At 64.2% G+C, this 25,797-nt stretch carries 29 protein-coding genes and 1 riboswitch; of the genes, 12 read left to right on the plus strand and 17 right to left on the minus strand.

Annotated elements, in window-relative coordinates; translation table 11 throughout:
* Window positions 1-109: 109 nt before the first annotated feature.
* Both ABMA59_RS04360 and ABMA59_RS04365 read right to left on the minus strand, forming a co-directional pair.
* Window positions 110-451, minus strand: coding sequence for a hypothetical protein (locus ABMA59_RS04360; protein WP_349004089.1), 342 nt, complete (start codon window positions 449-451; stop codon window positions 110-112).
* A complete protein-coding gene (locus ABMA59_RS04365; RefSeq protein WP_349004090.1) occupies window positions 448-1,158 on the minus strand; it encodes a nitroreductase in 711 nt (236 codons plus the stop codon). Before ABMA59_RS04365 ends, ABMA59_RS04360 begins: the two co-directional genes overlap by 4 nt.
* 160 nt (window positions 1,159-1,318) lie before the next feature.
* Between ABMA59_RS04365 and ABMA59_RS04370 the strand changes: the two genes are divergently transcribed.
* Genes ABMA59_RS04370 through ABMA59_RS04400 form a run of 7 tightly spaced genes read left to right on the plus strand, consistent with a single transcriptional unit; the run spans window position 1,319 to window position 9,330 of the window.
* The gene (locus ABMA59_RS04370; RefSeq protein ID WP_349004091.1) at window positions 1,319-1,906 is read left to right on the plus strand and encodes a helix-turn-helix domain-containing protein; all 588 of its coding nucleotides are present in this window, start codon (window positions 1,319-1,321) and stop codon (window positions 1,904-1,906) included.
* Between the two features lie 36 nt (window positions 1,907-1,942).
* Window positions 1,943-4,396, plus strand: a complete 2,454-nt coding sequence (locus ABMA59_RS04375) for a GcvT family protein (protein WP_349004092.1) — start codon at window positions 1,943-1,945, stop codon at window positions 4,394-4,396.
* A gap of 1 nt (window position 4,397) precedes the next feature.
* The gene (locus ABMA59_RS04380; RefSeq protein WP_349004093.1) at window positions 4,398-5,075 is read left to right on the plus strand and encodes an HAD-IA family hydrolase; all 678 of its coding nucleotides are present in this window, start codon (window positions 4,398-4,400) and stop codon (window positions 5,073-5,075) included.
* A 10-nt stretch (window positions 5,076-5,085) separates the two neighbouring features.
* Window positions 5,086-6,267: a pyridoxal phosphate-dependent aminotransferase gene (locus ABMA59_RS04385; protein WP_349004094.1), complete on the plus strand. Its 1,182-nt coding sequence runs from the start codon at window positions 5,086-5,088 to the stop codon at window positions 6,265-6,267.
* Window positions 6,264-8,708 (plus strand): GcvT family protein, encoded by a 2,445-nt coding sequence (locus ABMA59_RS04390; protein ID WP_349004095.1) that lies wholly within the window; start codon window positions 6,264-6,266, stop codon window positions 8,706-8,708. Before ABMA59_RS04385 ends, ABMA59_RS04390 begins: the two co-directional genes overlap by 4 nt.
* A gap of 51 nt (window positions 8,709-8,759) precedes the next feature.
* Window positions 8,760-9,035, plus strand: a complete 276-nt coding sequence (locus ABMA59_RS04395; protein WP_349004096.1) for a type II toxin-antitoxin system RelB/DinJ family antitoxin — start codon at window positions 8,760-8,762, stop codon at window positions 9,033-9,035.
* On the plus strand, window positions 9,019-9,330 hold the full coding sequence (locus tag ABMA59_RS04400) for a type II toxin-antitoxin system YafQ family toxin (protein ID WP_349004097.1): 312 nt from the start codon (window positions 9,019-9,021) through the stop codon (window positions 9,328-9,330). Before ABMA59_RS04395 ends, ABMA59_RS04400 begins: the two co-directional genes overlap by 17 nt.
* A 3-nt stretch (window positions 9,331-9,333) precedes the next feature.
* On the opposite strand, the gene ABMA59_RS04405 is transcribed toward ABMA59_RS04400, so the two are convergent.
* The 8 genes from ABMA59_RS04405 to ABMA59_RS04440 all read right to left on the minus strand — a co-directional run bounded on the left by ABMA59_RS04405 (window position 9,334) and on the right by ABMA59_RS04440 (window position 16,622).
* A complete protein-coding gene (locus ABMA59_RS04405; protein ID WP_349004098.1) occupies window positions 9,334-9,918 on the minus strand; it encodes an NAD(P)H-dependent oxidoreductase in 585 nt (194 codons plus the stop codon).
* Entirely contained in the window at window positions 9,919-10,500 is a 582-nt protein-coding gene (locus ABMA59_RS04410; RefSeq protein ID WP_349004099.1) for an NAD(P)H-dependent oxidoreductase, read from the minus strand.
* A gap of 192 nt (window positions 10,501-10,692) precedes the next feature.
* Window positions 10,693-12,084, minus strand: coding sequence for an FAD-binding oxidoreductase (locus ABMA59_RS04415; RefSeq protein ID WP_349004100.1), 1,392 nt, complete (start codon window positions 12,082-12,084; stop codon window positions 10,693-10,695).
* A complete protein-coding gene (locus ABMA59_RS04420) occupies window positions 12,059-13,402 on the minus strand; it encodes a cytosine deaminase (protein WP_349004101.1) in 1,344 nt (447 codons plus the stop codon). Before ABMA59_RS04420 ends, ABMA59_RS04415 begins: the two co-directional genes overlap by 26 nt.
* Before the next feature lie 57 nt (window positions 13,403-13,459).
* Window positions 13,460-14,314 (minus strand): ABC transporter permease, encoded by an 855-nt coding sequence (locus ABMA59_RS04425; RefSeq protein ID WP_349004102.1) that lies wholly within the window; start codon window positions 14,312-14,314, stop codon window positions 13,460-13,462.
* Window positions 14,311-15,120: an ABC transporter ATP-binding protein gene (locus tag ABMA59_RS04430; RefSeq protein WP_349004103.1), complete on the minus strand. Its 810-nt coding sequence runs from the start codon at window positions 15,118-15,120 to the stop codon at window positions 14,311-14,313. Before ABMA59_RS04430 ends, ABMA59_RS04425 begins: the two co-directional genes overlap by 4 nt.
* 34 nt (window positions 15,121-15,154) lie before the next feature.
* The gene (locus ABMA59_RS04435) at window positions 15,155-16,159 is read right to left on the minus strand and encodes an ABC transporter substrate-binding protein (protein ID WP_349004104.1); all 1,005 of its coding nucleotides are present in this window, start codon (window positions 16,157-16,159) and stop codon (window positions 15,155-15,157) included.
* A gap of 199 nt (window positions 16,160-16,358) precedes the next feature.
* Window positions 16,359-16,622: a hypothetical protein gene (locus tag ABMA59_RS04440; RefSeq protein ID WP_349004105.1), complete on the minus strand. Its 264-nt coding sequence runs from the start codon at window positions 16,620-16,622 to the stop codon at window positions 16,359-16,361.
* Window positions 16,623-16,801: 179 nt separating this feature from the next.
* On the opposite strand from ABMA59_RS04440, the gene ABMA59_RS04445 reads away from it, so the two are divergent.
* The 3 genes from ABMA59_RS04445 (at window position 16,802) to ABMA59_RS04455 (ending at window position 19,145) form a co-directional block, all read left to right on the plus strand.
* A complete protein-coding gene (locus ABMA59_RS04445) occupies window positions 16,802-17,785 on the plus strand; it encodes an aldo/keto reductase (RefSeq protein ID WP_349004106.1) in 984 nt (327 codons plus the stop codon).
* 82 nt (window positions 17,786-17,867) lie between these two features.
* Window positions 17,868-18,251, plus strand: coding sequence for a RidA family protein (locus ABMA59_RS04450; RefSeq protein ID WP_349004634.1), 384 nt, complete (start codon window positions 17,868-17,870; stop codon window positions 18,249-18,251).
* 93 nt (window positions 18,252-18,344) lie between these two features.
* Entirely contained in the window at window positions 18,345-19,145 is an 801-nt protein-coding gene (locus tag ABMA59_RS04455; RefSeq protein ID WP_349004107.1) for a creatininase family protein, read from the plus strand.
* Between the two features lie 281 nt (window positions 19,146-19,426).
* On the opposite strand, the gene ABMA59_RS04460 is transcribed toward ABMA59_RS04455, so the two are convergent.
* On the minus strand, window positions 19,427-19,930 hold the full coding sequence (locus ABMA59_RS04460) for a tyrosine phosphatase family protein (protein ID WP_349004108.1): 504 nt from the start codon (window positions 19,928-19,930) through the stop codon (window positions 19,427-19,429).
* Window positions 19,927-20,976, minus strand: a complete 1,050-nt coding sequence (gene cobD, locus ABMA59_RS04465; protein ID WP_349004109.1) for a threonine-phosphate decarboxylase CobD — start codon at window positions 20,974-20,976, stop codon at window positions 19,927-19,929. The genes ABMA59_RS04460 and cobD overlap by 4 nt, the downstream gene beginning before the upstream one ends.
* On the opposite strand from cobD, the gene cbiB reads away from it, so the two are divergent.
* Window positions 20,975-21,952 carry an adenosylcobinamide-phosphate synthase CbiB gene (gene cbiB / locus ABMA59_RS04470; RefSeq protein ID WP_349004110.1) on the plus strand — a complete coding sequence of 326 codons (978 nt, stop codon included), beginning with the start codon at window positions 20,975-20,977 and terminating at the stop codon, window positions 21,950-21,952. The genes cobD and cbiB overlap by 2 nt on opposite strands.
* 52 nt (window positions 21,953-22,004) lie before the next feature.
* Entirely contained in the window at window positions 22,005-22,508 is a 504-nt protein-coding gene (locus ABMA59_RS04475; protein WP_349004111.1) for a class I SAM-dependent methyltransferase, read from the plus strand.
* Between the two features lie 158 nt (window positions 22,509-22,666).
* Here the strand turns inward: ABMA59_RS04475 and cobO are convergent, their stop codons facing one another.
* From cobO to ABMA59_RS04500, 5 genes are all read right to left on the minus strand, one after another.
* Window positions 22,667-23,281 (minus strand): cob(I)yrinic acid a,c-diamide adenosyltransferase, encoded by a 615-nt coding sequence (cobO, locus tag ABMA59_RS04480; RefSeq protein WP_349004112.1) that lies wholly within the window; start codon window positions 23,279-23,281, stop codon window positions 22,667-22,669.
* Window position 23,282: 1 nt separating this feature from the next.
* A complete protein-coding gene (gene cobU / locus ABMA59_RS04485; RefSeq protein WP_349004113.1) occupies window positions 23,283-23,798 on the minus strand; it encodes a bifunctional adenosylcobinamide kinase/adenosylcobinamide-phosphate guanylyltransferase in 516 nt (171 codons plus the stop codon).
* Window positions 23,791-24,555: a CbtA family protein gene (locus tag ABMA59_RS04490; RefSeq protein WP_349004114.1), complete on the minus strand. Its 765-nt coding sequence runs from the start codon at window positions 24,553-24,555 to the stop codon at window positions 23,791-23,793. The genes cobU and ABMA59_RS04490 overlap by 8 nt, the downstream gene beginning before the upstream one ends.
* A 12-nt stretch (window positions 24,556-24,567) precedes the next feature.
* On the minus strand, window positions 24,568-24,747 hold the full coding sequence (locus ABMA59_RS04495) for a CbtB domain-containing protein (RefSeq protein WP_349004115.1): 180 nt from the start codon (window positions 24,745-24,747) through the stop codon (window positions 24,568-24,570).
* A gap of 37 nt (window positions 24,748-24,784) precedes the next feature.
* Window positions 24,785-24,977, minus strand: a riboswitch (cobalamin riboswitch).
* 51 nt (window positions 24,978-25,028) lie between these two features.
* Window positions 25,029-25,727 (minus strand): gamma-glutamylcyclotransferase, encoded by a 699-nt coding sequence (locus ABMA59_RS04500; protein WP_349004116.1) that lies wholly within the window; start codon window positions 25,725-25,727, stop codon window positions 25,029-25,031.
* Window positions 25,728-25,797: the final 70 nt, after the last annotated feature.

Genomic DNA, 25,797 nt, shown 5'->3' on the forward strand with positions numbered 1-25,797 from the left:
GGTCCATTCGAAGCTCCGGGACCTGGCGCAGGGCCCTTCTGCATCCGCGCCAGTTCCGGTAACGCTTCGCTGAGGGCCTAGCGCAATCCCCCACCGGTCACAAAGGAGTTCAGGACTCGTAGTCGAAATCCAGAACATGCCGAGGCGCGAAGGCAACCACGTCGCCCAGGCGCAGCCCGTGCGAATCGGTGCATTGCAGGTCGTTGTTGATCTCGCCGGTCAAGCGCACAGCCGCGCCCGACCCGTTGGCCGTTCGCACGATCACCCAGAAGCGTTCCCCCGACCACTCGCTGTCGGCGTCCTGGAACTCCGCGCCGACCTTCAGGAAGTGGCCCGGCTTTGCCTGCTCGACGATGTCGAATCCCGGGAAATTGAACGTCTCGGGATGGCTCAGGCTGCGCTCGAAAGCATCGATCAGCGTATAAGGCAGGTCGAGCGACGCGCGCCTCATTTGAGGAACGTCACCCATTCCTCCAGCGGCGCGCGCTCGGTGCGGAACTGGTTCTCCGGCTTGCTGGTGTCCTCATAGCCGAGCGCCATGCCGCAGACGAGGATTTCTTCCTCGGGAATGCCGAGCACCGGCCTGATCTGCATGTGATAGGGTGCGAAGGCAGCCTGCGGGCAGGTGTGAAGCCCCCTGCCCCTCGCAGCGATCATAATGTTCTCCAGGAACATGCCGAGGTCGACCCACGAACCCTTGTTCAGCCTCCGGTCGATGGTGAAGATCATGCCGACCGGCGCGTCGAAGAAGATGAAATTGCGGTCGTGCTGCTCTCGCATCCGCTCGACTTCACGCCGGCCAATTCCCAGCGCCGAATAGAGGCCGAACCCCACTGTGCGCCGTCGCGTCAGATAGGGTTCGAAAAACTGGTCGGGATAATATTTGTATTCGTCCCAGGTGATTTTTTCCGCGCGTATACCGGAATTCAGCACCGCATCCGAGATGCGCTGCTTGGTCTCGCCCTTGGTGACGTAGACCCGCCACGGCTGCATGTTGGTGCCGGACGGCGCCCGAGCCGATACTTCCAGGATTTCGCGGATCACCGCGTCGTCTATTGGATCGGGCAGGAAAGCCCGTACCGAGCGCCGCGATAAGATCGCTTCGTCAACGATCGCCGCTTCGTCGAATTCTTCGGTTCTCAAATCCGGTGCCAGCATGCGTGGTCCTTTCCCTACCGCGCGAGCAGGCGTCCCTCAACGCTGCCGTGACCAGCGTTTGCACGACGCTCCGCTATCGCGCAAGCGATTCGTATCCATATGAAATTCTCCTTGATTCTTTCATGACAGTGATGTGTATGAAATTTTCCGGGATTTTTTCATGAACGCTATCTCCCCACCAGAAGCGGAAGGCGCGAGCGACCCGATGCTGGCGCGCGACATTCGCGCGCTGCGCAAATCGCGCGGCATGACTCTGATGGAAACGGCGCTGCGGCTCGGCCGTTCCGTCGGCTGGCTGTCGCAGGTCGAGCGTGGCCTATCGGTGCCGTCGCTCGGCGACCTGCGGGCCATTGCCTCCGCTTTCTCGGTGCCGATCAGCCTGTTCTTCACCCACGATGTTCCGCGCGAGGAAGAACGTGGGGTCGTCGTGCGCGCCGGCTCGCGCCGGGCGCTTGGCACAAGCGAATCGGGACTGGTGGAGGAGCTTCTGTCGCCCGATCTCGGGGGTAGTTTCGAACTGATCCGCTCGGAGTTCGCGCCGGGCGCCGCCTTGGAGGAAGCGTCGCTGCGCGAAACCGAGGAGGCCGGCTACGTCGTCTCTGGGCAGTTCGACATTGAGATCAGCGGCGTCTGGCACAGCCTCGGCGCGGGCGACAGTTTTCGCTTCAAGGACAAGACGCACCGCTGGCGCAATCCGGGAGAGGTCCCGGCAATCGTCATCTGGGTCGTGTCGCCGCCGGTGTATTGAGGACAATCTTGAAAGTCGTTTTCCAGGAGCCGTGCGATGGCTGATCTTCCCTCCCACGCCCGCGTGGTCATCATCGGCGGTGGCGCGGTCGGCGTTTCCTCGCTCTATCACCTGGCCAAGGCCGGCTGGACCGACTGCGTGCTGATGGAAAAGAACGAGCTGACTTCCGGCTCGACATGGCATGCCGCCGGCAACGTGCCAACCTTCTCCTCGTCGTGGTCGCTGATGAACATGCAGCGCTATTCCGCCACGCTGTATCGCGGCCTGGCGGAAGAGGTCGGCTACCCGATGAACTATCACGTGACCGGCTCGCTTCGCCTCGCCCACGGGCGCGAGCGCATGCGCGAGTTCCAGCGCGCAAAAGGCATGGGCCGCTATCAGGGCATGGCGATCGACGTCGTCGGCCCTGACGAAATCAAGGCGCGCTACCCCTTCATCGAGACGCACGATCTCGCCGGCGCGCTCTACGACCCCAATGACGGCGACATCGACCCGGCACAGCTAACCCAGGCGCTCGCCAAGGGTGCGCGCGACATGGGCCAGAAAATTGTCCGCTTCTGCCCGGTCACCGGCGCCAGGCGTGACAACGGCGAATGGGTGATCTCGACCGCGCAGGGCGACATACGCTGCGAGTACGTCGTCAACGCCGCCGGCTACCGCGCCGCGGAAGTCGGAAAACTGTTCGGCCGCGACGTGCCGATGATGGTGATGAGCCACCAGTACATATTGTTCGAGGAAATCCCCGAACTCGCCGCTTGGACGAAGGAGAACGGCAAAAAGCTGCCGCTGCTGCGCGACGTCGACACCTCCTACTACCTGCGGCAGGAAAAGAGCGGCATGAATCTCGGCCCTTATGAGCGCAACTGCCGCGCACACTGGGTCGGCCACAACGATCCGATGCCCGACGATTTTTCCTTCCAGCTCTTCCCCGACGACCTCGACCGGCTGGAGCACTATCTCAACGACGCCATCGCCCGCGTACCGATCCTCGGCACCGCCGGGCTGAGCAAGGTCATCAACGGCCCGATCCCTTATGCGCCCGACGGCAATCCGCTGATCGGCCCGATGCCCGGCGTGCCCAACGCCTTCGAAGCCTGCGTCTTCACCTTCGGCATCGCCCAGGCGGGCGGCGCGGGAAAGGTGCTGGCCGAATGGGTCACGCAAGGCCAGACCGAATGGGACATGTGGTCGTGCGACCCGCGCCGCTTCACCGCCTTCGCCTCGGATAAGGACTATTGCGTCGCAAAAGGTCTCGAAATCTACGGCAACGAATACGCCATCTCCTTCCCCCGCCATGCCTGGCCGGCGGGCCGGAACCGGAAGCTCTCGCCGATTCACGACCGCATCGCCGCACTCGGCGGACAGTTCAACGCCTATAATGGCTGGGAGCGCGCCACCTGGTACGCAAAACCCGGCGATGACACCTCGGAACAATCCACCCAGACGTTCGACCGTGCCGGCCCCTGGGAGCCGCGCATCCGCGAAGAGTGCCTCGCCGTGCGCGACGCCGCCGGCATTTTGGATCTGCCGGGCTTCTCGCGTTTCCGCCTGCAAGATTCTGGCGCACGGGAGTGGCTGTCCTCGCTCATCACCGGCAGCGTGCCGAAACCCGGCCGCATCGGCCTCGGATATTTTGCCGACGAAAAAGGCCGCATCGTCACTGAAATGTCGGTCATGGCGTTGGATGAGGATTTTTTCTTCCTCATCACCGCGGCGGTCGCACAGAGCCACGACTTCGAGTGGTTGACGAAGCATCTACCGCAAGACCATGAAATGACGCTTGGAGACGTTACCGAAAAATTCTCCTGCCAGATTCTCTCCGGCCCGAAATCGCGCGAAATCCTCGCCGAAATCACCGATGCCGACCTGTCGAAACCCTGGCTGTCGCACCAATCCTGCCAGATCGCCGGGCGTTGGCTGCAACTGGTGCGGGTTTCCTTTGCCGGCGAACTTGGTTGGGAGTTGCACACCAAGGTCGAGGACACGCCGGCGATCTTCGACGCCGTCTGGGCCGCCGGCCAGAAGCATGGGCTGAAGCCATTCGGCATGTTCGCGCTGGATTCGCTACGGGTCGAAAAGGGCTACCGCGCCTGGAAGGGTGACCTCTCGACCGATTACTCCATCCTGCAAGGCGGGCTGGAGCGCTTCGTCAAATGGGACAAGCCGGCCTTCGCCGGCAAGCGCGCCCTTCAGAACGAGAAGCAGCGGGGCGTGACGAAAAAATTCGTCACGCTGACGCTGGACGACCCCGGCCCCTGCGACGCGCCTACCATGTCGACGCTGTGGCACGACGGAAAGATCGTCGGCGAGACGACGTCAGGAGCGTGGGGCTACAGGGTGGACAAGTCGATCGCGCTCGGCATGCTGCGCTCCGACCTGACCGTTCCCGGCACCAAAGTCGAGGTTGAGATTTTCGGCGACCGTTTTGTCGCCACGGTCCAACAGGACAAGCCGCTCTGGGATCCCGACAATCTGAGGCTTCGCGCATAAAATGACCCTGCCCTTCCCCGACCACGCCTTCGGCGCCTTCCTGTTCGACATGGACGGCACGCTTCTCAGTTCGATTGCCGCCGCCGAGCGCGTGTGGTCGGCATGGGCGACCCGCCACGGGCTCGACGTCGCTGCTTTCCTGCCGACCATCCACGGGGTGCGGGCAAGCGAGACCATCCGTGCGCTGAACCTGCCTGGCGTCGACGTACAGGCCGAGGTCGACGCTCTGACGCAGGCAGAAATGGACGATGTGGACGGCATCGAATCGATCGCGGGCGTGGCCGCCTTCCTCGCCGCCCTGCCGACCGACCGCTGGGCTATCGTCACCTCTGCGCCGCGCCAGCTTGCGATCCGCCGGCTGGAGGCCGCCGGCATTCCCCTGCCGCCGCTGATGGTGGCCGGCGAGGACGTGACCAACGGCAAGCCGGCGCCCGACTGCTTCCTGCTCGCGGCCAACCGCCTCGGGCAGCATCCGCATGACTGCCTCGTCTTCGAGGATGCACCTGCTGGCATCCGCGCCGCCGAGGCCGCCGGTGCGCGCGTCGTAGTCGTCACGGCCACGCATACGCACCGCTTCGAGACCGCGCATCCGACGATCCGCGGCTACGAAGCCCTGGCGCCGCTGACCGATGACGTCGGGCGGCTGGTGATCTCAGGCCTCGCTGGCCGGGCGGCTTGAGGAGTTTTTTATGCCAAAACCGTCTTCGCGCATTACCGGCATCATTCCCTCCGGCCGGGACGGCTGGGAGGTGCATTTCGCCGCCATGACCCGCAAGCAGGCGGGCGAGCCGATCGTCATGCTGTCGGTGGGCGACCACGATTTCGACACGCCGGCCGAGACGGTCGAGGCCTGCGTGGCGGCGGTGCGTGGCGGCTTCCACCACTACACCCAGCTTGCGGGCATTCCCGCGCTGCGCGCCGCCATGGCGAAAGTCTCCACCGAGGCCACCGGCGTGCCGACCGGCGTCGACGAGGTCATCGCCACGCCGGGCGGACAGGCAGCACTTTATTCAGCCGTGCAGACCGTGCTCGATCCCGGCACCCACGCCATAGTCGTCGCGCCCTATTACGCTACCTATCCCGGCACACTCCGCGCCGCCGGCGCCGATTTCACCGTGGTCGAGACCCATGCCGAGACCGGTTTCCAGCCCGAGGCGGCGGCGATAGAGGCTGCGGTCAGGGAAAACACCCGCGCCATCCTCATCAACACGCCGAACAACCCGACCGGCGCCGTCTACACCCGCAAATCTCTGGAAGGCATCGCCGATATCTGCCGCCGCCGCGACCTGTGGCTGCTGTCGGACGAGGTTTACTGGACGCTGGTCGGCGGGGACCACGTCTCGCCCCGTTCGCTCCCCGGCATGGCCGAGCGCACGCTGGTCATCAACTCCATGTCGAAGAGCCACGGCATGACCGGCTGGCGCATCGGCTGGCTCACCGGCCCGGCCGAGATCATCCGGCTCGCCATCGACCTGAACCTCGTCACCACCTACGGCCTGACCGACTTCGTCTCGCGCGCCGCCACGCAGGCGCTGGAGAACCGTTTCGGCGTAGCCGAGATCGCCGCCCGCTACGCCGCGCGCCGCGAGACGTTCCTGGCCGAGGTCGCCGGCCTCAACCGCATCACCGTGCGCGGCTCCGAGGGCGGCATGTACATCATGCTCGACGTGCGCGACGTCGAGCCCGACTGCGAGGCCTTCGCCTGGGCATTCCTCGACGCCGAAAAGGTCGCCGTCATGCCCGGCTCCTCCTTTGGCGAGGCCGCAGCCGGCCACATCCGCATCAGCCTCTGCCAGCCCGAGCCCGTGCTTGCCGAGGCCGCCACGCGGCTCAAGCGTTTCGTCGCCAACTACCGGAAGAAAGCCACATGACCATCCTTCCGCAAAAAGCCCGCGTGGTCATCATCGGCGGCGGCGTCGCCGGCTGCTCGATGGCCTATCATCTGGCGAAGCTCGGCTGGACCGACATTTTGCTGCTCGAGCGCAAGCAATTGACCTCCGGCACCACGTGGCACGCGGCCGGGCTGATCGGCCAGTTGCGCGCCACCGCCAACATGACGCGGCTCGCCAAATATACAGCCGACCTCTACGTCAAGCTCGAGGAGGAAACCGGCGTCGCCACCGGCATGCGCCAGTGCGGCTCGATCTCCGTGGCGCTGACCTCCGAGCGCAAGGAAGAACTCTACCGCAACGCCTCGATGGCGCGCGCCCGCGGCGTCGACGTCGAGGAAATCTCGCCGGCCGAGGCAAAGGCCCGCTATCCGCACCTGGAGATCGGCGACGTGGTCGGCGCCGTCTACATCCCCAAGGACGGCCAGGGCGACCCGGCCAACATCACCCAGGCGCTGGCCAAGGGTGCGCGCATGCTCGGTGCAAAGATCGTCGAACAGGCGAAGGTCACGGCCATCCACGAGGACAAGGGCTGCGTCACAGGCGTCACAGCGGTCGTCGATGGCGAGGCCACCACCATCGCCTGCGAGCACGTCGTCAATTGCGCCGGCATGTGGGCACATGGCGTCGGCGCCATGGCCGGCGTGCCGGTGCCGCTGCATGCCTGCGAACATTTCTACATCGTCACCGAGCCGATCCCCGGCCTGGAGCGGTTGCCGGTGCTGCGCGTGCCGGACGAATGCGCCTACTACAAGGAGGACGCCGGCAAGATCCTGCTCGGGGCCTTCGAGCCGGTAGCCAAACCCTGGGGTATGGACGGCATCCCGGAGGATTTCTGCTTCGACCAGTTGCCGGAGGATTTCGACCACTTCGAGCCGATCCTCGAAAAGGCGGTGAAGCGTTTCCCGCTGCTTGCCGAGACCGGTATCCACACCTTCTTCAACGGCCCCGAGAGCTTCACCCCCGACGACCGCTATTATCTCGGCGAGGCGCCGCAACTGCGCAATTTCTGGGTCGCCTGCGGCTTCAACTCCATCGGCATCCAGTCGTCCGGCGGCGCCGGCATGGCGCTGGCGCAGTGGATGCAGGACGGCGAACCGCCCTTCGACCTGTGGGACGTCGATATCCGTCGCGTCCAGCCGTTCCAGGCCAACAGGACCTATCTCTACCGCCGCTCGGTCGAGACGCTCGGCCTGCTCTATGCCGACCATTTCCCCTACCGCCAGATGGCGTCAGCGCGCGGAGTGCGCCGCTCGCCGCTGCACGAGCACCTCAAGGCGCGCGGCGCCGTCTTCGGCGAGGTCGCCGGCTGGGAGCGCGCCAACTGGTTCGCGCGGCCCGGCCAGGAGCGCGAGTACCGTTATTCCTGGAAGCGCCAGAACTGGTTCGACAACCAGCGTGACGAGCATCTTTCGGTGCGCAACAATGTCGGCCTGTTCGACATGACCTCGTTCGGAAAAATCCGTGTCGAGGGCCGCGATGCGCTGCCCTTCCTCCAAAGGCTCTGCGCCAACGACATGGACGTGCCGGCGGGAAAGATCGTCTACACGCAGATGCTCAACGAACGCGGCGGCATCGAGAGCGACCTCACCGTCAGCCGCCTGTCGGAAACCACCTTTTTCCTGGTGGTGCCCGGCGCCACGCTGCAGCGCGACCTCGCTTGGCTGCGCCGCCATCTCACGGACGAGTTCGTGGTCATCACCGATGTGACGGCGGCGGAAAGCGTGCTCTGCCTGATGGGGCCGCGCGCCCGCGACGTCATCAAGAAGATCAGCCCGAACGATTTTTCGAACGACAAGAATCCGTTCGGCACCTGGCAAAAAATCGAGATCGGCATGGGCGAGGCGCGCGCCCATCGCGTCACCTATGTCGGCGAACTCGGCTGGGAGCTTTATGTCTCCACCGACCAGGCGGCCCATGTCTTCGAAGCGATCGAGGAAGCCGGCTCCGATTTCGGGCTGAAACTCTGCGGCCTGCACACGCTGGATTCCTGCCGCATCGAAAAGGCGTTCCGCCATTTCGGCCACGACATCACCGACGAGGACCATGTGCTGGAAGCCGGCCTCGGCTTCGCCGTCAAGACCGCGAAACCTGGCTTCATCGGCCGCGATGCCGTGCTGCGCCGCAAGCAAGCCGGGCTGGTGCGTCGGCTTGTTCAATTTCGCCTGACGGACCCGCAGCCGCTGCTCTTCCACAACGAGGCGATCGTGCGCGATGGACAGATCGTCGGCACGGTCGCGTCAGGCAATTACGGTCACCATCTCGGCGGCGCCATCGGCATGGGCTACGTACCGTCGAAGGGCGAGAGCGAGGCCGACCTTCTGGCCTCGTCCTACGAGATCGAAATCGCCGGCGAACGCTTTGCGGCTGAGGCTTCGCTGAAGCCGATGTATGATCCCAAGGCGGAGCGGGTTCGGATGTAGCACGTTGAAAATGTAGCTCGGTTGAGCTACATTTTTGCCAAGGAGCATCTCATGGCAGCGACTGCATTTGTGCGGGCAAGAATCGACGAGCAGTTGAAGGACGAGGCTGCGGCGGTGCTCGCCGAGATGGGCCTCACCGTTTCCGACGTGGTCAGGATGACCCTGACCCGCGTCGCCAAGGACAAGGCCCTACCCTTTGAATTGCGCGTTCCAAACGCGGAGACCCGCTCGGCGATGGAAGAGGCGCGCGTGCTGATCAAGGAGAAGGCGCAGCGTTTCAGCGACGGCGATGCCTTGATCGGATCGCTCGATGAAAAAGCCCGCTGAAAGCAAGCGGGCCTTCCCGCCGCGTTCGGCGGACTATACGAAGAGTTTTGCAAAGGATTGGGAGCGCCTTTCGCGCTCGGGACGCTTCGACATGCGTCGGCTGAAAGAGGCGATGCTGCTTCTCATAGCCAATGATGCGCCCTTGCCTGCGGAATGGCTGGATCATCCACTCAAGGGTGAATGGAGCGACCACCGCGAATGTCACATCGGCGGCGACTTCCTGCTCATCTATCAAATTGAGGGGAATGCGATCGTCTTCGTTCGCGCCGGCACGCATGCAGAACTCTTCGAGTAGCGCTTAGAACCGCGCCAACCTGCTCTTCACGGTCTTCAAAAACGCCGCCCTGCTCTCGGACGTCGACCGATCCATGTCGTAATGCGCCAGATACACCGTCCGTGCCCGCGCTCCGCATAGCGCGCGGATGCCGCGCAGAATCGTCTTGCGGCCCGGCTGGCCCATCAGGATCGACAGGAACCGTGTCGCCCCGCAGGTCGTGACGATGCCGATGCGCCGGATATGGCCGACGCGCGAGACGATGCCGCCTTGCGGCGCCAGATCGAACACCACGCCCATCGCCCAGACGCGATCGAAAAAACCCTTCAGCATCGCCGGCAGGCCGTACCACCAGGTCGGATAGACGAAGAGCACGGCTTCCGCCCATTTCAGTTGCTCGACATAGGGCGCCAGCGCCGGATCGGCCGGCGGCCCGTCATTGTAGCGCCGCCGCTCCTCCGGCTGCATGACCGGGTCGAATTTCTCCGCATAGAGGTCGACCAGCCGCACCTCGTCGCCGCGCGCCGTCAGCGTTTCCACCGCCGCGTCGCGCAGTGCGGCGCAAAAACTCTCCGGCACAGGATGGCAGTAGACGACCAGCACACGCATTCAGAACGCGTCCATCCTGGCTGCAACCTTCTCCATGAAGGCTTTTCGCGAAGCGTCGGTGGAAAGGTTCATCGAATAATGCGCCATGTAGGACACCGGCGCACCGGGCCTTACCGTCGAGCGCATCAGCCGCTTGACCAGCTTTCGAGGCGGGTCGCCCATCAGCCAGGCGCGCAACCGGCTGCCGCCATAACTCGTCACTGCCGCCACTTTTCGGATGTTGTGCAGCGACGGCCGTGCCTTGCCTTTCACCATCTCGAACGACACGCCTGGCAGGAAAACGCGGTCGAAATAGCCTTTCAGGATGGCGGGATAACCGTAGTTCCACACGGGATAGCAGAGAACGAGACCCTCGGCGTTCTTCAGCCTGTCCACATAGGGCGCGATCGTTTCATCGTGTGTTCGCGGGTCGTGATAGGCAAGCCGCTCGGCCGCGCTCAGCCGTGGCTCGAAATTCTCGGCATAGAGGTCGCAATCGTCGATCGCGTGACCCCGCTTTTCGAGCCGATCGACGATCAGCCGGTGCAGAGCGGCATTAAAACTCGTCTCGACCGGATGGGCGTGCAGCACGAGGATTTTCATCGGCCGACTTCCCCCTCCCCCTCTAGGGGAGGGTGGCCGCGAAGCGGCCGGGTGGGGTCGGCGCGGCCGTGCTCCATCCTTGTCACTTCCGAAAATCGCAGAGAGAAAGAAGTTGGCGCACTACCGCTCTGACCCCACCCGGCCGCTTCGCGGCCACCCTCCCCGCAAGGGGGAGGGAAAGCGCTGCGCGCGTCACCGCTCCAGCCCCTTGAACAAAAACGTCTTGCCGCTGCGATAATCATATTCCGGATGTTCCCAGGCGATCATCTTGCCCGGGTTGAGCAGCCCCTGCGGGTCGGCCTGGCGCTTGAACGCAAGCTGGATGTCGTCGGTCTGCTTCATGCCGCCCTCCTCCAGCGTGTAGCGGTGCGGGTTGAAGATCGGGCAGCCATTCTCCTCGTAGGTATGGATGATCTCGTCCAGCCGCTCCTCCGTGGTGAACTTCACCAGCGGCAAGCCGAAGCAGGTGATGTTGCCGTCGAATCGCACAAATTCGAGATGCGACATGACTTCCCCCGGGAACATGCCATCGACCTTTTCGACCAGTTTAAGCTGGTTCGGGAACGGGTAAAGCGACTGCAGGTAGGTGATCGACGGATCGACGCGCAGCGCCCTCAGCGTCGTGTGGTTCCAGGCGAGTTCGTAGGCCGGCGGAATGCCTTTGCGGTCCTCGACCAGCGAGGCGTCGTAGACGACCTCACCCTTTTCGCGGCGCGTGAAGGCACGAAAGGCGTCGAGTGCGTGCGGTGCCACCATGCAGATGACGACGCTTTGGCCCTCCTTCAGGAATTTCTGGTGGCGCTTGAAATAGAGCCACGGCGCGGGCGCCGCGACCGGCGTGATGAGTTTGGTCAAAATGCCGTCCTGGCAGCCGAGCGCGTTGCCATAGCGCGCGGCGTCGGCGAAGCGATCGAAGCCGACGATCACGTCGACCCAGTCATATGAGGCGGTGAGCGGCATCTCCACTTCGGTGATGATGCCGTTGGTGCCGTAGGCATGGGTGACCTTGTGCAAGTCCTCGCCGGTCAGTTCCAGGACCTTCGGCTCCGCCTCCATGGTGACGACGCGCAGCCGGATCACGTTGCCGAAATCGCGCAAGCCGCCGAAATTGATCGAGCCGACGCCGCCCGACCCGCCGGCGATGAAGCCGCCGATGGAGGCGGTGGCGTAGGTGGAGGGATGCAGGCGCAGCTCCTGTGCCGAGTCCGCTTTGGTCGCCTTGTCGATGTCGGCCAGCACCGCGCCCGGCTCAAGCACGGCGCGGCCGGAGGAGATCGCCTTCACCGCGTTCATTTCGGCGAGATTGAGGATGACACCGCCCGAAAGCGGCATCGCCTGGCCGTAATTGCCGGTGCCAGTGCCGCGCGGCGTCACCGGAACGTCGTGCCGATGGCAGGCGGCAAGCACGCGGATCACCTCCGCCTCGTCTTTCGGGGTGACGACGAGGTCGCCCGTGACATCCTCCAGCTGTCGCTTGAGCACCGGGCTGTACCAGTAGAAGTCGCGGCTCTTCTGCTGGACGATGGCCGGGTTGTCCTCGATCTTCAGCCCTTCGAGGTCAGACTTCAGCGCCGCGATATCCATTCGTTCCCCCCATCAGATCGTCCAGTTCGTCATAGTCCGGCAGCTTGCGCTCGATCGCCCGTCCGTCGCGCACCACGATGCGGTCGGCCTCCGGCCGCGACAGAAGCTCGGTCCAACTGCGCCCCCGAAAGATCACCAAATCGGCCGGCCCGCCGACCGTCAGTGTTCCAACCCCGTCCAGGCCCATCATATCAGCCGGTGTGGCCGCGACCGCACGCGGCCAGTCGGCGACGGGATGGTCGAAATGCAGGACACGCGTCGCCGTTCGATAAACCTCCAGCATGTCGAGGTCGCCATAGGCATAAAACGGGTCGCGTGTGTTGTCCGAAGCCACCGCTACCGGAATGCCGCGCACTTTCATCTCGTGCAGCAGCGTCACTCCGCGCCATCGCGGCGTCGTGCCGTCGGCGCGCCGGTCTTGCAGGTAGAGATTGCACATCGGCAGCGACACCACGCCCAGTCCGGCGGCGGCGGCTCTGTCGAGCGTGACCTTCACTTCTCGGTCAGGCTGGCGCGACAGCGCGCAGCAATGGCCGACCAGAATTTTCCCCTCGAACCTGTGCCGCAGCGCCGCTTCCGCGATGCGGCGCAGCGACACGGCGGCGAGGTCCTCGGTCTCGTCGGCATGGAAGTCGAGGTCGAGCCCGCAATCGATTGCCGCGCGAAAAACCCGGTCGAGCAGCACATCGAGGTCCGGCACCATATAGGTCACTGCGCCGAGCACGCCCCTCGCCTCCGCCACGCGCCGCGCCAGTTTCGCGAACCATGTCTCCTCGCGAACTCCCTCGATGCCGATCAGGCTCGCCGCCTGCAATTCGATGCGGCCACGCCACTGTTCGCGCATCTCAGCAAATACCGGCCAGGAAATCTCCTCCTGCGGCGCAATGGAATCCAGATGGGTGCGGATGGCCTTGGTGCCGTGGGCATAGGCGGTGCGCAGCGAAAAGTCCATGCGCCGCGCCACATCCTCCGCGCTCCAATGCACCAGCCGGTCGGAGCCGGCCGCGTCCAGCGCGCCCATGAACGACCCATCCGGATTGGGCATGCGCGGCCAGATATGGCCCTTGTCGAGATGGGTGTGGCAGTCGACGAAACGCGGCAGCACGATCCGCCCGGCAAGATCGATCGCGCGCGGCGGTTCCGGCCGATCGCCGCGCGGCGCAATGCCCTTTATCCGCCCATCCGCGACCGCGATGTCGACTAGAGCGAACCCGTCGCGGTCAACCGGGCCATCGAGATCAGGCGTTAGCGACTGGTGCAAGCGGGCGTTGCCCAGCACATACCAGCCGGTCGTCGGGATTTTTACCGTGGTCGTCATTGGTGTCGCCCGGGTAGAGTGCCACTTCTCACGGCAAGATAGCTCACGGAACAGCCCTCACCCCTCCTGCCTGACCGCACTCTCGTGCCAACTCCGCAGAATGAGGTGCGACACCAGCGTCAGCACCAGGAAGATCAGGATACCCGTCAGCGAGATCAAAAACAGCGCCGCGAACAGCCGCGGCGCGTTGAGCCGGTAGCCGGCCTCGATGATGCGCGACGCGAGCCCCGACGACTGCCCCGCAGCACCCGCCACGAACTCCGCCACCACCGCGCCGATCAGCGACAGGCCGCCCGCGATCTTCAGTCCCCCGAGGAAATACGGCATCGCCGCCGGCAACCTCAGGTGCCAAAGCTGCTGCCAGCGCGTCGCGCCGTTCAGCCTGAACAGATCGATCAGATTGCGGTCCACCGAGTTCAGCCCCAGCGTGGTGTTGGACAGGATCGGGAAGAAGGCGACGATCCAGGAACAGAGCAGGAGCTTCGCCGTCTGGTTGTCGACATAGATGTTGATCAGCGGAAAGATCGCCACGATCGGCGTCACCTGCAAGACGATGGCGAAGGGAAACAGCGACATTTCCACCCATTTCGACTGGGTGAACAGGATGGCCAGCCCGACGCCGCCGACCGCCGCCAGCACCAGGCTGAAAAACGTGATGCGCAGCGTCACCAGCAGCGACGAGAACAGCAGGCCGGCATCGGCTATCAGCGTGTCCAGCACGACGCCGGGACGCGGCAGGATATATTTCGGGATCTCGTTCCAGACGCAGATGCGGTCCCACATAAAGATCGCCGCCAGCATGATCACGACCGGCAGCACCCAGCGCCCGACCTTTTCCAGCCGCGCGTTGCGGGCACGCCTTGCCTCCTCGGCGTCGAGCACCAGGGTGCGGGGTTCCTCGATGGCCGTCATGCGCGGACGTCCGTCGCTGTGGCGTTGATGGCGTCTACCAGCACGTCGGACGCCTGCCGGCAGAGCGCCGCATAATCGGGCGACGTACGGAATTTCTCATCGCGGGGGTAAGGCGCATCGACGGCGAGTTCCTCGAACACCCTTCCCGGCCGCGCCGCCATGACGACGATGCGGTTCGACAGGAACACGCTCTCGAACACGCTGTGGGTGACGAAGACCACGGTGAAACGCTCGTCCTGCCACAGGCCGAGCAGGTCGTTGTTCAACCGGAAGCGGGTGATCTCGTCGAGCGCCGCGAACGGTTCGTCCATCAGGAGCAGCCGCGGTTTCGTCACCAGCCCACGCGCGATGGAGACGCGCATCTTCATGCCGCCGGAGAGTTCCCGCGGCATCGCCTTCTCGAAGCCGGTCAGCCGCACCCGCTCCAGCAATTCGTGCACCGCCGGCGCGGCCTTGGCGCGCGAAACGCCGCGCAGGCGCAGCGGCAGCCATACGTTTTCGAAGACATTCGCCCAGGGCATCAGCGTCGGCTCCTGGAAGACGAAGCCGACGCTGTCCCTGTCAAGCGTCTTGCGCCAGTCGAGCACGCCGGAGGTCGGCGAAAGCAGCCCGGCGATGATGCGCAGTGCCGTCGACTTGCCGCAGCCCGACGGCCCGAGCAGGCTCAGGAAATCGCCCTCGCGGATCGTCATATCGGCATCGCGCAACGCCGTCGTGCCGTTGGAAAAGGTCTTGCCGATCCCACGCAGCATGAGCAGCGGGTCAGCCTCGACCTGCTGCTGCACCAACCCGTTCGCAGAACTCATGCCGGACGACGCACCATAAAATGCAGGATCGACCTCACTTCTTCAGATCAAGCCCGACGCCCTTGTTGACGAAATCCAGCGTATACGACTTCTTGACGTCCAGACCGGCCGGAACCACCTTGGCCTTGACCATCGTGTCGTAGAATTTCTGGATGTGCTCGTCGGTCATGGCTCCGATGCCGAGTTTTTCCGCTTCGCCCGAATCGACGATGCCGAACTTCTTCATCTGCGCGATCGAGAAGGCGATCTGCTCGTCGGTGATGTCGGGATTGTCCTTCTTGATCATCTCGTTGGCGGCCTTGTTGTCGCCGTAGAGATAATTGTACCAGCCCTTGGCCGAGCCATCGACGAAGCACTGCACGACCTCAGGCCGCTTGTCGATCGTCTCCTGCATGGCCTCGATCGTCGTCGCATAGGTGGCGAAGCCGTAGTCGGCGAGCAGGAACTGGTTGGGCACGAAGCCGCCTTCCCTTTCCACCGCGAAGGGCTCGGAGGTCACGTAGCCCTGCTGGACGGATTTCTTGTTGGCGATGAAGGGCGCCGGATTGTAGGTGTAGGGAATGCGCTTTCCCGGATCCCAGCCGAAGTCGGTGACAATCCACTGGAAGAAGCTCTGAAAACCCTCGTCGCCGATGATGTACTGCTCGGCGTTCTTCAGGTCCTCCCATTTGTCCAGCCCCTCGCCGGGATGGGTCATCAGCACCTGCGGCTCCTTCTGGAAGGAGGCGGCGACCACGCGCAGCGGAATGCCCTGCTGGATCGCGTCGAAGGCCTGCAGAAAATTGCCGCCCATGTAGAAGTCGATCTTGCCGGCAAGCAGCAGCGGCCGGCCGGTGACCTGCGGGCCGCCCTGCTGGATGGTCACCTCTAGGCCGCAGGCGGCATAGGTGCCGTCGGCGACGGCCTGGTAGTAGCCGCCATGCTCGGCCTGGGCCAGCCAGTTGGTCATGTAGGTGACCTTTTCGGCCGCGCCCGCGCCGATGGCCGACGCAGCCAGCGCCGCCAGCGCCACCGACAGTTTTCCAAGATTCCCGTTCATCGACACCACCCTCGTCCTGCCCGCGCACGCCGCGGCGCTCCAAACCATTTTTCCCGGAAGCAATCCCTATGCCACCGGCGGCGCCTGGCCGCCGGCATCAGTCCCACGCCTTTCGGAAACCCGCGCGCGCAAGCCGTGCCTCCACGAACGGCACAGTGCATATTTTGCGGGCGGCTGTCCACGCACCGCGCAACGGCCGTCAGCCGATTTCGACAAGGCCCTTCAGATGCTGGCGCGCCATCTCCCTTTCGATCCATGCCTTGAGGCGCCGGACCTTCGAATTCGCAATGCGCCGCACGACGAGGCAATCCGTAGCCGTGTCGACCTCGTGGATGTCGATCTCGCCCCATTGCGTGACACGAAGTTCCCTGAAGACGTCTTCTCCGAAGTTCTGTACCCGATGTATGAGCAAGAATTGCTCCGCCTGGGCAGGATCGAAGTGGATCGTGAGCGAGCGGGTCATTGGATGCCTGTCGGCGGACGTTCTTGCCGCACTTTCGCAGAAACCGAATCGGCGAGCGAGCCCTGTTCGGGGCTCTGTTTTCGAATCGGCGTTTTGTGAAACGCACCGCATGGCTGGAATACGACGCCGCCGGGCGCTACTTTGCCCGGCGCGGGCATCGACAGGAACGGACCACACACATGCAGAAACGCAAACTCGGAACCAGCGGCCTCGAAGTCTCCGCCCTCGGCCTGGGCTGCATGGGTATGAGTTCGTCCTACGGTCCGCCCAAGGATGTCGGCGAGATGACCGCGCTCCTGCGCAAGGCCGTCGACGTCGGCGTCACCTTCTTCGACACGGCGGAGATCTACGGCCCCTACATCAACGAGGAACTGGTCGGCCCGGCCCTCGCCCCGGTTCGGGACAAGGTGATCATCGCCACGAAATTCGGCTTTCGCATCGCCGGAGACGACCGGCATTCGGGTGTCGACAGCCGCCCCGAACATATCCGCGAGGTCGTCGACGCTTCGCTGAAGCGGCTCAAGACCGGCGTCATCGACCTTCTCTACCAGCATCGCGTCGATCCGGACGTGCCGATCGAGGACGTCGCCGGCACGGTGAAGGACCTGATCGCCAAGGGCAAGGTGCGCTATTTCGGCCTGTCGGAGGCCGGTCTCGACACGATCCGCCGCGCCCATGCGGTGCAGCCGGTGGCGGCCCTGCAGAACGAATATTCGCTGTGGACGCGCCGCCCCGAAATTCTCGATACGCTGGAAACGCTGGGCGTCGGGCTGGTCGCCTTCAGCCCGCTCGGCCGCGGTTTCCTCACCGGCAAGATCGATGCGACCACCACCTTCGACGCCAGCGATTTCCGCCAGAACCTGCCGCGCTTCACGCCGCAGGCCAGGAAAGCCAATCAGGCGCTGGTCGACCTGCTCGCCTCGGTCGGCGCCCGCCACAACGCCACGCCGGCGCAGGTGGCGCTCGCCTGGCTGCTGGCACAGAAGCCATGGATCGTGCCCATCCCCGGCACGACGAAACTCGCGCGCCTGCAGGAGAATCTCGGCGCGCTCGACCTGTCCCTGTCCGCCGGCGACCTGCACGACATCGACACAGCCGCCGAGCGGATCGAAATTGAGGGAACACGGTATCCCGAGGCCATGGAGAAAAGCACCGGCCTCTAATAGCGGAGATCGCGTACATCGGCTTCGGACGCTATCCAAACATATTCAGCCGAATAGGCACGGCCTGACGATAGGAATTCCAATCTTGCAATACCTCGCTCCGAAAACCATCAAACCGCCCTTTGCCCGCTACAGCCACGGCGTCGAGGTGCCGCCGGGCAAGCGGCTGGTGCTGTGTTCGGGGCAACTCGGCATTGGCGCGGATGAATCGATCCCCGAGGACGCTGGAGCGCAAACCGAGCTTTGCTTCCAAAATGTCGCGGCAATCCTCGCCGAGGCGGATCTCGGCCTGAAAGACATTGTGCGCATCAACGCATTCGTCACCGACCGCGCCCATCTGCGTCCCTACATGGATGTGCGCGACCGGCTGTTTTCCGACCCCGCGCCGGCCTCGACGCTGATGATCGTCTCCGGCTTCGCCCGGCCGGAGTTCAAGGTGGAGGTGGAGGTGATCGCGGCAGGATGAACGCTGGGGACAGTTTACTTTTTTCCGCCAATGCGGATTCTGAAACGCATCAGCCTTTCCTAGGAAAAAAGTAAACTGTCCCCGGAGCTTCCCTTGACTAGCAATCGCCGCCCCTGGTGGGGAGACTACCGCACCACCGAATATGGCTCGATCGATCCCGAAAAGACGATCGCCGTCTTGCCCGTCGCGGCCATCGAACAGCACGGCCCGCACCTGCCGGTCTCGACCGACACGACCATCATGCACGGCATGTTGGACACCGTCATTTCCCGCCTGCCGGACGATCTCGACATCCGCATCCTGCCGGTGCAGTCGGTCGGCAAGTCGAACGAGCATCTCTACGCCCCCGGCACCCTCACCCTGCCCGCCCCCGTGTTGATCGAGGCCTGGACGGAACTCGGCGCCTCGGTGGCGCGGGCCGGCGTGAAAAAAATCGTCTTCGTCAATTCACATGGGGGCAACGAGGAGATCATGGGCATCGTCTCGCGCGAATTGCGGGTCCGCTTCGGCATGCTCTCGGTCAAGACAAGCTGGCAGCGATTCGGCCGCCCCACCGGCATGTACACCGAGTTGGAAGATCGCCATGGCATCCATGGCGGCGACGTCGAGACTTCCTTGATGCTGCATTTCCGGCCCGACCTCGTCGACATGTCGAAGGCCCAGAATTTCGTGTCCAACGTCGCCCGCGCCGAAGCCGACTTCGAACTTCTGCGTCACACCGGCACCCACGCCTTCGCCTGGATCGCCACCGACCTCAACCCGCACGGCGTTGTCGGCGACGCCTCCATCGCAACCGCCGAAAAAGGCCGCCTAACCGCCGAGCACCAGGCGGACGGTTTTGTCCGTCTGCTGCGCGACGTCCGCTCCGCCCCGCTGACGACCTATATTTCGTAGGCCGGCGGCATCGGGAATCGACGTTTGCCTCTGCCGGCATCGTCAACCGTATTGAGGGCGAGCCCGGCATCTCCCGTCATCGCATTGGCGTGGCGGGTCAGGCCAGCGACCGCCAAAACGGCGTGCGTGGCATGTTGGCGAGGGGGTCGCGTCAGGTCAAAATGACCAGAGACCGCACGCTTTTTTGACAGTACGTTGATAACATTGAATCTTTCGAACTTGACGCGGGTTCAATGTGACCGAATTCACCGCAATATGCACAGGCGCGCAAAATCCCGTCCTCATATCTCCAGGCCGAACGGCACGCCTTCATAAGCATCCGCACCCCGTCCGATCGACCGGATCGCCTCGACCATCCGGTTCTCCCGGCTAAGCATCTGATCCGCCAGCGCAATCAGCCGCGGATTGGGAGTCGCGGAGGGCGACAGTCTTCGCAGCGTGGCCGCCAGTTCCGCTTCGTCACGCTCCGGTGCAAGTGCCGCCGCGATGATATAGGCGCTTGCCGTCGACCGGCTGATCCCGGCAAAACAATGCACGATCAATGGCTTGCGCCGGTCCCACGCGCGGCCGAAGTCGATCAGCGAGCGCACGTGCTCCTCGGCGGGCAGCGTCATCCCTTCCTGCGCCTCGGCTATGTCATGCATCTTGATATGCAGGTGCCGATCCTCGGAGATCGCCGCGGGACGCATCACCACCGTGCCTTCCGACAGCAACGAGAGCATCCATTCAGCGCCGGTCCTCGAAACCGTTTCCTCGATCCTCGCCAGCGAACAGACATAGATCACGACGCCAACTCCTTGAAACTCTTCCTACTTTTCCACGCCACCAGCGCCTCTTGCAACCGGCTCCACGCCACCTCGTCGGCGGGCAGCCCGCAGCGCAGCGCCGATCTGCTCCAGCTAAAATTGCGAAGCAGGACGCCATTCCGGCCAAGCGCCACGAACAACGCCTGCGCCACCGGCGTCTCGAAAAACCGGTAGAGCGAGGTGCCGCCGATGACCGTCAAGCCGAAGCTTTCCAATAACTTATCCAGTCTTTCCGATTCGCCCGCAAGCCGGTCGAGCATCGCCTCCTGCCACGTATCGTCAGCAAGGGCACCGATGCCGGTCTCCAGCGCCGGGCCGCTCACCGCCCACGGTCCGAGTTCGGCTTCCAGTCTTGCCGCAACCCCTTGTTCGGCAAGCGCAAATCCCAGCCGGACACCGGCCAGCCCAAAGAATTTTCCGAAGGACTTCAACACCACCAGCCCTGGCCGCCCGACATCGCCGGCCAGGCTTTGCGCTTTCGGCCCCACATCCATGAAAGCCTCGTCGACCACCAGCAATCCGCCCCGCCGCGCCAACGTTTCCGCCAGATCGAGCAGCTTTCCGCGCGCCGTCACCCGCCCGTCGGGATTGTTCGGATTGACCACCACGGCGATATCCGAATCGAACAAATCGTTGAAATCGCTTGTTTCCTCCACACTATGCCCGGCAAGCGCCGCGCCACGGAAATGCTCGGCATAGGTCGGTCCAAGCACTTTCGCCCGCCCCGGCGACGCCTGAGCCATGACCCGTGGCAACAGAATCTGCGTCCCCGGCGCCGCGGCAACATTCGCGGCGGCCGGAGCGCCGTAGCTCTCCGCTGCTGCCTTCTTCAATTCCTCCAGCCTGGCAGCCTCGGGCAGCCGGGTAAAGGCGGTGGCAGGCAGATCGAAAAGCGGATAGGAGTGCGGATTGATCCCGGTCGAAAGGTCGACAAAGGGTTGCGGCGCCTGCGGAAACAGCGCCCGCGCCCTGCCCAGGCTGCCGCCGTGGTCATCCACCGTTTCGATCTTTCCCGCAGGCGTCATGTCCGCTCCGCTCGCCTTCCTGTCGCTCCTGGTGGAACTGGCCTTCGGTTATCCCGACCGCCTCGTGCGCGCAATCGGCCACCCTGTCATCTGGATCGGCCATCTGATCTCTCTGCTCGACCGGACGCTCAACCGCGCCACCGCCTCCGACACGACCCGTCGCTTTTGGGGCTGCATCGCCTTGATTCTGCTGGTCGGCATTCCGGCAGGCATCGCCTTCGCGCTGGCGTCCCTGCTCGGCGCTCTACCTTTCGGGATCCTGCTTACGGCCGTTCTAGCATGCACCTTGCTGGCCCAACGCAGCCTCGCCAGCCACGTCAAGGCCGTCGCCGAAGCGCTTGATCGCGAAGGATTGTCCGCCGGCCGCAGAGCCGTGTCGATGATCGTCGGCCGCGACCCGGAAGAACTCGACGAGGCCGCCGTCTGCCGCGCCGCCATCGAAAGCCTCGCCGAGAATTTCTCCGACGGCATCGTCGCGCCGGCCTTCTGGCTCGGCGTTGGCGGGTTACCTGGCGGTGTCTCCTACAAAGCGGCCAACACCGCCGATTCGATGATCGGCCACCGCACGCCAAAGCACCTTGCCTTCGGCTGGGCGGCCGCGCGTTTCGACGATCTCATCAACCTGCCCGCCTCGCGCCTGACTGCTCTGCTGCTGGTGGCGGCCGCTTGTTTCGTTCCCGGTGCCAGCCCCGGCGCGGCCTGGCGCACCGTGTTGCGCGACGCCAAAAAACACCGCTCGCCCAATGCCGGGTGGCCGGAGGCGGCGATGGCCGGCGCGCTCGGACTGGCGCTGAACGGGCCACGCGCCTATGGGGGCGTGGTGGTCAAGGATGCCTTCATGGGCGAAGGCGGACGCCGCGAGGCGACCACCGCTGACATTCTCCGGGCGCTGCGGCTGTATTGGACGGCCGATGCGCTTCTGATCGTGTTGTTCGCGCTAATTGCGGCGCTCCTGCATCTCAACTGGAGCCACTGACCGTCCGGCGCGTTTAGCCCGACGTGACACCGTCAGACGATGGTGAACGGCCATGCTGACACGTCTCGACAAACTCTATTACCGTCTCCAAGCCCAGCATGAATGCCTCAGTTGGGCATTCTGCGCCATTGCGGGCAAGCCCGGCCTCGTGCTGGAACTCGGCCTCGGCCATGGCCGCACCTACGATCATATGCGCAAGCACTTGCCTGATCGCGAGATCTACGTCTTCGATCGCGCGATCGACTGTATCGCCGATTGCAGGCCTCCGCCGGAGCGTCTGATCGTCGGCGAGATTGGCCGGACACTGGTGGCTCTGACGGATCGCTTCGCGAGGCGCGTCATGCTCGCCCATGCCGATCTTGGGACTTATGACCGGAAGCGCGACAAGGAGACAGCCAGCATGCTCGCGGCCTGTCTGTCTCCGCTGCTGGCGCCGGGCGCCATCGTTGTTTCCGATCTTCCACTCAATCTTGAGGATGCAAGTCAATTGCCGATGCCAGACGGCGCGCGGGAAGGACGGTATTTCGTCTACCGAAACGGCTTTCGAAAAACATAAAGCGTGTCGCATCCGACCGGCCACATTCTGCCGGCGACGGTTTGGGACAAGGTCGAGGGCTTCGTCGCAGGTCGGGCTGGTGACCCGGACAAGACGAAGCCCGACGGATTTGGCCCAAAGCGGCCCGGTAGAATGAGGCCGATTGGGTGCGACATGTTTTAAAACTCGATGCCTTGCTGCGCCTTCACGCCGGCTGCGAAATGGTGCTTCGTCGCGCCCATTTCGGTGACGAGGTCGGCGGCCTCCACCAGCGCCGGCTTTGCGTTGCGGCCGGTCACCACGACATGCAACCTCTCGCGGCGGTTCGCCAGCGCGGCAACCACCGTATCGAGATCGAGATAGTCGTAGCGCAGCGCGATGTTCAATTCATCGAGCACAATCAGGCTGATCGACGGATCGGCCATCAGTTCGAGCGCCTTCGCCCAGGCAGCCTCCGCCGCCGCAACGTCGCGTTTCAGGTCCTGCGTCTCCCAGGTGAACCCCTCGCCCATCGAGTGCCAGACGATTTTGTCGCCGAAGGCGGCAAAGGCGGCTCGTTCGCCCGTATGCCAGGCACCCTTGACGAATTGCACGACGCCCACCCGCTTGCCGTAGCCGAGCATGCGCAGAGCCAGCCCGAAGGCGGCGGTCGTTTTGCCCTTGCCAGGACCGGTGTTGACGATCAGCAGGCCTTTTTCAATCGTCTTGCCCGCTACCTCGGCATCCTGGACCGCCTTGCGCTTGGCCATCTTCGCCTTGTGGCGGGCCGCTTCCTCGTCGTCGACGCTCTTCATTTCATTTCACCCGCATCGGCAGCCCGGCGACCATGAAGACGACGTTGTCTGCCACGGTGGCCACCGCCTGGTTCAGCCGCCCCGCGGCGTCACGAAATTTTCGGGCCAACGCATTGTCGGGCACGATACCCAGCCCAACCTCGTTCGAAACGACGAACCAGGGGCCGCGCGGGCGCGAAAGCACATCGGCGAGCCGCCGGCTCTCGGTTTCCACATCATGTTCGGCGAGCATATGGTTGGAAAGCCAGAGCGTCAGGCAATCGAGCAGGACCGGCCTGCCGTCCGGCACGGCGGCCAGCGCCCCGACCACATCGAGCGGGGCGTCCACCGTTTCCCATCCGGCAGGACGCCGGGCGCGATGCAGTGCAATACGTTCCCGCATCTCGTCGTCATAGGCCTGCGCCGTGGCGATATAAATCCAGGGCGCCGGATAGGCCGTCACGAGTGTCTCGGCGTGCGAACTCTTGCCGGAGCGCGCGCCGCCGAGAACGAAGGTCAGCGAGGTTTTGTCAGGCAAGCTGGTTGCGCAGCGAGCCCGCGGTTCCGGAAAACCGCGTCCGGATAGCGCCCACCAGACCGCCGAGCAATACCCAGAAGATCAGGTTGGTGACGGTGGAAGCGACCACGAACTGGTGGTGCAGGTCGGCGGGGATCGGCGATTCATGGCTTTCCGGCTGCGGTGCGCCGACGATATGCGGTGCAACGATCAGCGCCACGCCGAGGATCGACAGCACCACCGTGCCCCGGAAGGCGATAAGCGCAAGTCCCGCAGCCGTTGCGGCCACGGTCGCGACCCACCATACCTGCCGCTCGCCGAGGTCGGCAGCCGGCATGGCCGGCAGTTCCGGCGGAAGGCCGAGGCCGGGCGCTAGGGTAAACACCGCAAAGCCGGCGAATCCCCAGAGCACACCGGAGCGCCAGCTCGAAATGCCGCCTGCGAATTCCGAGACGGCAACGAGAATCAACGCGAAGCCGAAGCCGCTGACAAGATTGGCGAGCACGTTGAAGGCGAAACGCTCGAACCCGTCGGCGGGCGCCCAGCCCCCGTGGTCATGCTCATGTTCATGCGCGGCGACCGCCGGTGCAGCTTCGCTGGCCGCAGTTGCGTCGGCTGCCGGTGCGCCATGGTCATGGGCAGGCTCGGCGGCGTTTTCATAACTTTCCGCCTTGAGAATCAGCGGATCGGTGGCAAAAGATTGCATTGCGGCCATGACGAGGCTTGCCAATAGCCCCGCGATCGCCGCGATGAACACGACGTTGCGAAAGAGGTTCATGTCAGCCCCTCTTCAGTGGCAGGGAAACGCCATCGAATGGCGATAATCATGAGCCGCGTTGTGTGCGGCCTCCACCTGCGAGAAGCCGACGAAGCCTACGATGAAGATGCCAAGGAGTGCAGCCAGCGCAAGCTGCATCGCGCGCGACGATGCCGACACCTGTACGCCGAGGGAGGTCGAAGCCGTGTTCATTCCAAATGTCCCTTTCGCCCTCCACCCGAGGGCCCTTGATCCAAACCTGTCGCCGGCAGGTCTCCTGGCTCGCGGGTTCTCGCCCGGCCCCGCCTTCCCGAGGAAAATCCTCAGTGGCATTCGGGGTGGGCTAGCCGCTTACAGTTGCGGGGGCAGCCGCGGCATTGGGCGAACAGCCCGCACCGCATTCCCTCTTGGTTCCAATCGGAACCGACGACGATCGTGACAATAGGCGTAAATCGGCGCCGCTGCAAATCCGATTCCGACATTGCGTGACCGGCTTAGACGGAATCGCTTTCGCCGGCGGCGAGTTCGGCGGCGACCAGTTGCTGCAATCGCCAAAGGCAGCGGTCGTGTATGCCGCGCGATTCGAGATTGCGCACGGTCTGGAACAGATAGTCCGCGCCCGACCCCAGATGCCCACAAGCCCGTGCCAGGATATGCGCCACATCGGCATCGCTTCGCTTGCCGGCAAAGGTGCGGCCCTTGGGGTTGACCGCGAAGCCGAGAGCCGCCAACGGCCCGTGAGCCGTATCGAGCTTCAGCCAGGTCGGCAGGTAGGTGGAAGGCTTTGCCGTCATCTCGCGGCGGATCAGACGGGAGATGACCTCAGAGGGGTCGCCGGCCGGCAGGCGGAAGGCGACCCCTTGGCACTGGCCGCCACGCATCAGGCCCATCATCAGCCCCGGCTGCTCAAGGGTGCCTCGCCAGCGTGTCTGGTGAATGCAGAAGGCGCGATGATAGCCGCGGGCAGTGGCGATGCGCTCCTCGATATGGTCCACCTCTGGCTTCCAGATCAGGGAACCATAGGCAAACAACCAGATCGGGCCGGGCGGCCGTACCGCAATCGTGGCATCGAGGAGACGTGCATAGTCTTCCTCGTCGAGATAGCCGAGCCCAGGCTCCGGACCGGTATCGGCGACGTGTCGACGGCAGCGCGCCACCATCTCCTCGGTCAGTGCCATCATGCGCGGCTTCATGCGGCTTTCCCCGCCTCGGGCGCCCTCGCCCCTTCGCCGCGCACAATCGCCCGGCGCTGCCCCCTGTGGC

The sequence above is a fragment of the Mesorhizobium yinganensis genome (assembly GCF_040081985.1).
In the GTDB taxonomy this organism is placed as follows: Bacteria; Pseudomonadota; Alphaproteobacteria; order Rhizobiales; family Rhizobiaceae; genus Kumtagia; species Kumtagia yinganensis.

Excerpts from the sequence above, each read along its gene's own strand:
- ABMA59_RS04365 (WP_349004090.1), bottom strand. The coding sequence starts at position 1,158 with ATGCTGGCACCGGATTTGAGAACCGAAGAATTCGACGAAGCGGCGATC.
- ABMA59_RS04380 (WP_349004093.1), top strand. The coding sequence starts at position 4,398 with ATGACCCTGCCCTTCCCCGACCACGCCTTCGGCGCCTTCCTGTTCGAC.
- ABMA59_RS04360 (WP_349004089.1), bottom strand. The coding sequence starts at position 451 with ATGAGGCGCGCGTCGCTCGACCTGCCTTATACGCTGATCGATGCTTTC.
- ABMA59_RS04415 (WP_349004100.1), bottom strand. The coding sequence starts at position 12,084 with ATGGATATCGCGGCGCTGAAGTCTGACCTCGAAGGGCTGAAGATCGAG.
- cbiB (WP_349004110.1), top strand. The coding sequence starts at position 20,975 with ATGTCCGCTCCGCTCGCCTTCCTGTCGCTCCTGGTGGAACTGGCCTTC.
- ABMA59_RS04385 (WP_349004094.1), top strand. The coding sequence starts at position 5,086 with ATGCCAAAACCGTCTTCGCGCATTACCGGCATCATTCCCTCCGGCCGG.
- ABMA59_RS04475 (WP_349004111.1), top strand. The coding sequence starts at position 22,005 with ATGCTGACACGTCTCGACAAACTCTATTACCGTCTCCAAGCCCAGCAT.
- cobO (WP_349004112.1), bottom strand. The coding sequence starts at position 23,281 with ATGAAGAGCGTCGACGACGAGGAAGCGGCCCGCCACAAGGCGAAGATG.
- ABMA59_RS04390 (WP_349004095.1), top strand. The coding sequence starts at position 6,264 with ATGACCATCCTTCCGCAAAAAGCCCGCGTGGTCATCATCGGCGGCGGC.
- ABMA59_RS04440 (WP_349004105.1), bottom strand. The coding sequence starts at position 16,622 with ATGACCCGCTCGCTCACGATCCACTTCGATCCTGCCCAGGCGGAGCAA.
- ABMA59_RS04430 (WP_349004103.1), bottom strand. The coding sequence starts at position 15,120 with ATGAGTTCTGCGAACGGGTTGGTGCAGCAGCAGGTCGAGGCTGACCCG.
- ABMA59_RS04500 (WP_349004116.1), bottom strand. The coding sequence starts at position 25,727 with ATGAAGCCGCGCATGATGGCACTGACCGAGGAGATGGTGGCGCGCTGC.
- ABMA59_RS04400 (WP_349004097.1), top strand. The coding sequence starts at position 9,019 with ATGAAAAAGCCCGCTGAAAGCAAGCGGGCCTTCCCGCCGCGTTCGGCG.
- ABMA59_RS04425 (WP_349004102.1), bottom strand. The coding sequence starts at position 14,314 with ATGACGGCCATCGAGGAACCCCGCACCCTGGTGCTCGACGCCGAGGAG.
- ABMA59_RS04375 (WP_349004092.1), top strand. The coding sequence starts at position 1,943 with ATGGCTGATCTTCCCTCCCACGCCCGCGTGGTCATCATCGGCGGTGGC.
- ABMA59_RS04405 (WP_349004098.1), bottom strand. The coding sequence starts at position 9,918 with ATGCGTGTGCTGGTCGTCTACTGCCATCCTGTGCCGGAGAGTTTTTGC.
- ABMA59_RS04370 (WP_349004091.1), top strand. The coding sequence starts at position 1,319 with ATGAACGCTATCTCCCCACCAGAAGCGGAAGGCGCGAGCGACCCGATG.
- ABMA59_RS04445 (WP_349004106.1), top strand. The coding sequence starts at position 16,802 with ATGCAGAAACGCAAACTCGGAACCAGCGGCCTCGAAGTCTCCGCCCTC.
- cobD (WP_349004109.1), bottom strand. The coding sequence starts at position 20,976 with ATGACGCCTGCGGGAAAGATCGAAACGGTGGATGACCACGGCGGCAGC.
- ABMA59_RS04410 (WP_349004099.1), bottom strand. The coding sequence starts at position 10,500 with ATGAAAATCCTCGTGCTGCACGCCCATCCGGTCGAGACGAGTTTTAAT.
- ABMA59_RS04435 (WP_349004104.1), bottom strand. The coding sequence starts at position 16,159 with ATGAACGGGAATCTTGGAAAACTGTCGGTGGCGCTGGCGGCGCTGGCT.
- ABMA59_RS04490 (WP_349004114.1), bottom strand. The coding sequence starts at position 24,555 with ATGAACCTCTTTCGCAACGTCGTGTTCATCGCGGCGATCGCGGGGCTA.
- ABMA59_RS04495 (WP_349004115.1), bottom strand. The coding sequence starts at position 24,747 with ATGAACACGGCTTCGACCTCCCTCGGCGTACAGGTGTCGGCATCGTCG.
- ABMA59_RS04395 (WP_349004096.1), top strand. The coding sequence starts at position 8,760 with ATGGCAGCGACTGCATTTGTGCGGGCAAGAATCGACGAGCAGTTGAAG.
- ABMA59_RS04420 (WP_349004101.1), bottom strand. The coding sequence starts at position 13,402 with ATGACGACCACGGTAAAAATCCCGACGACCGGCTGGTATGTGCTGGGC.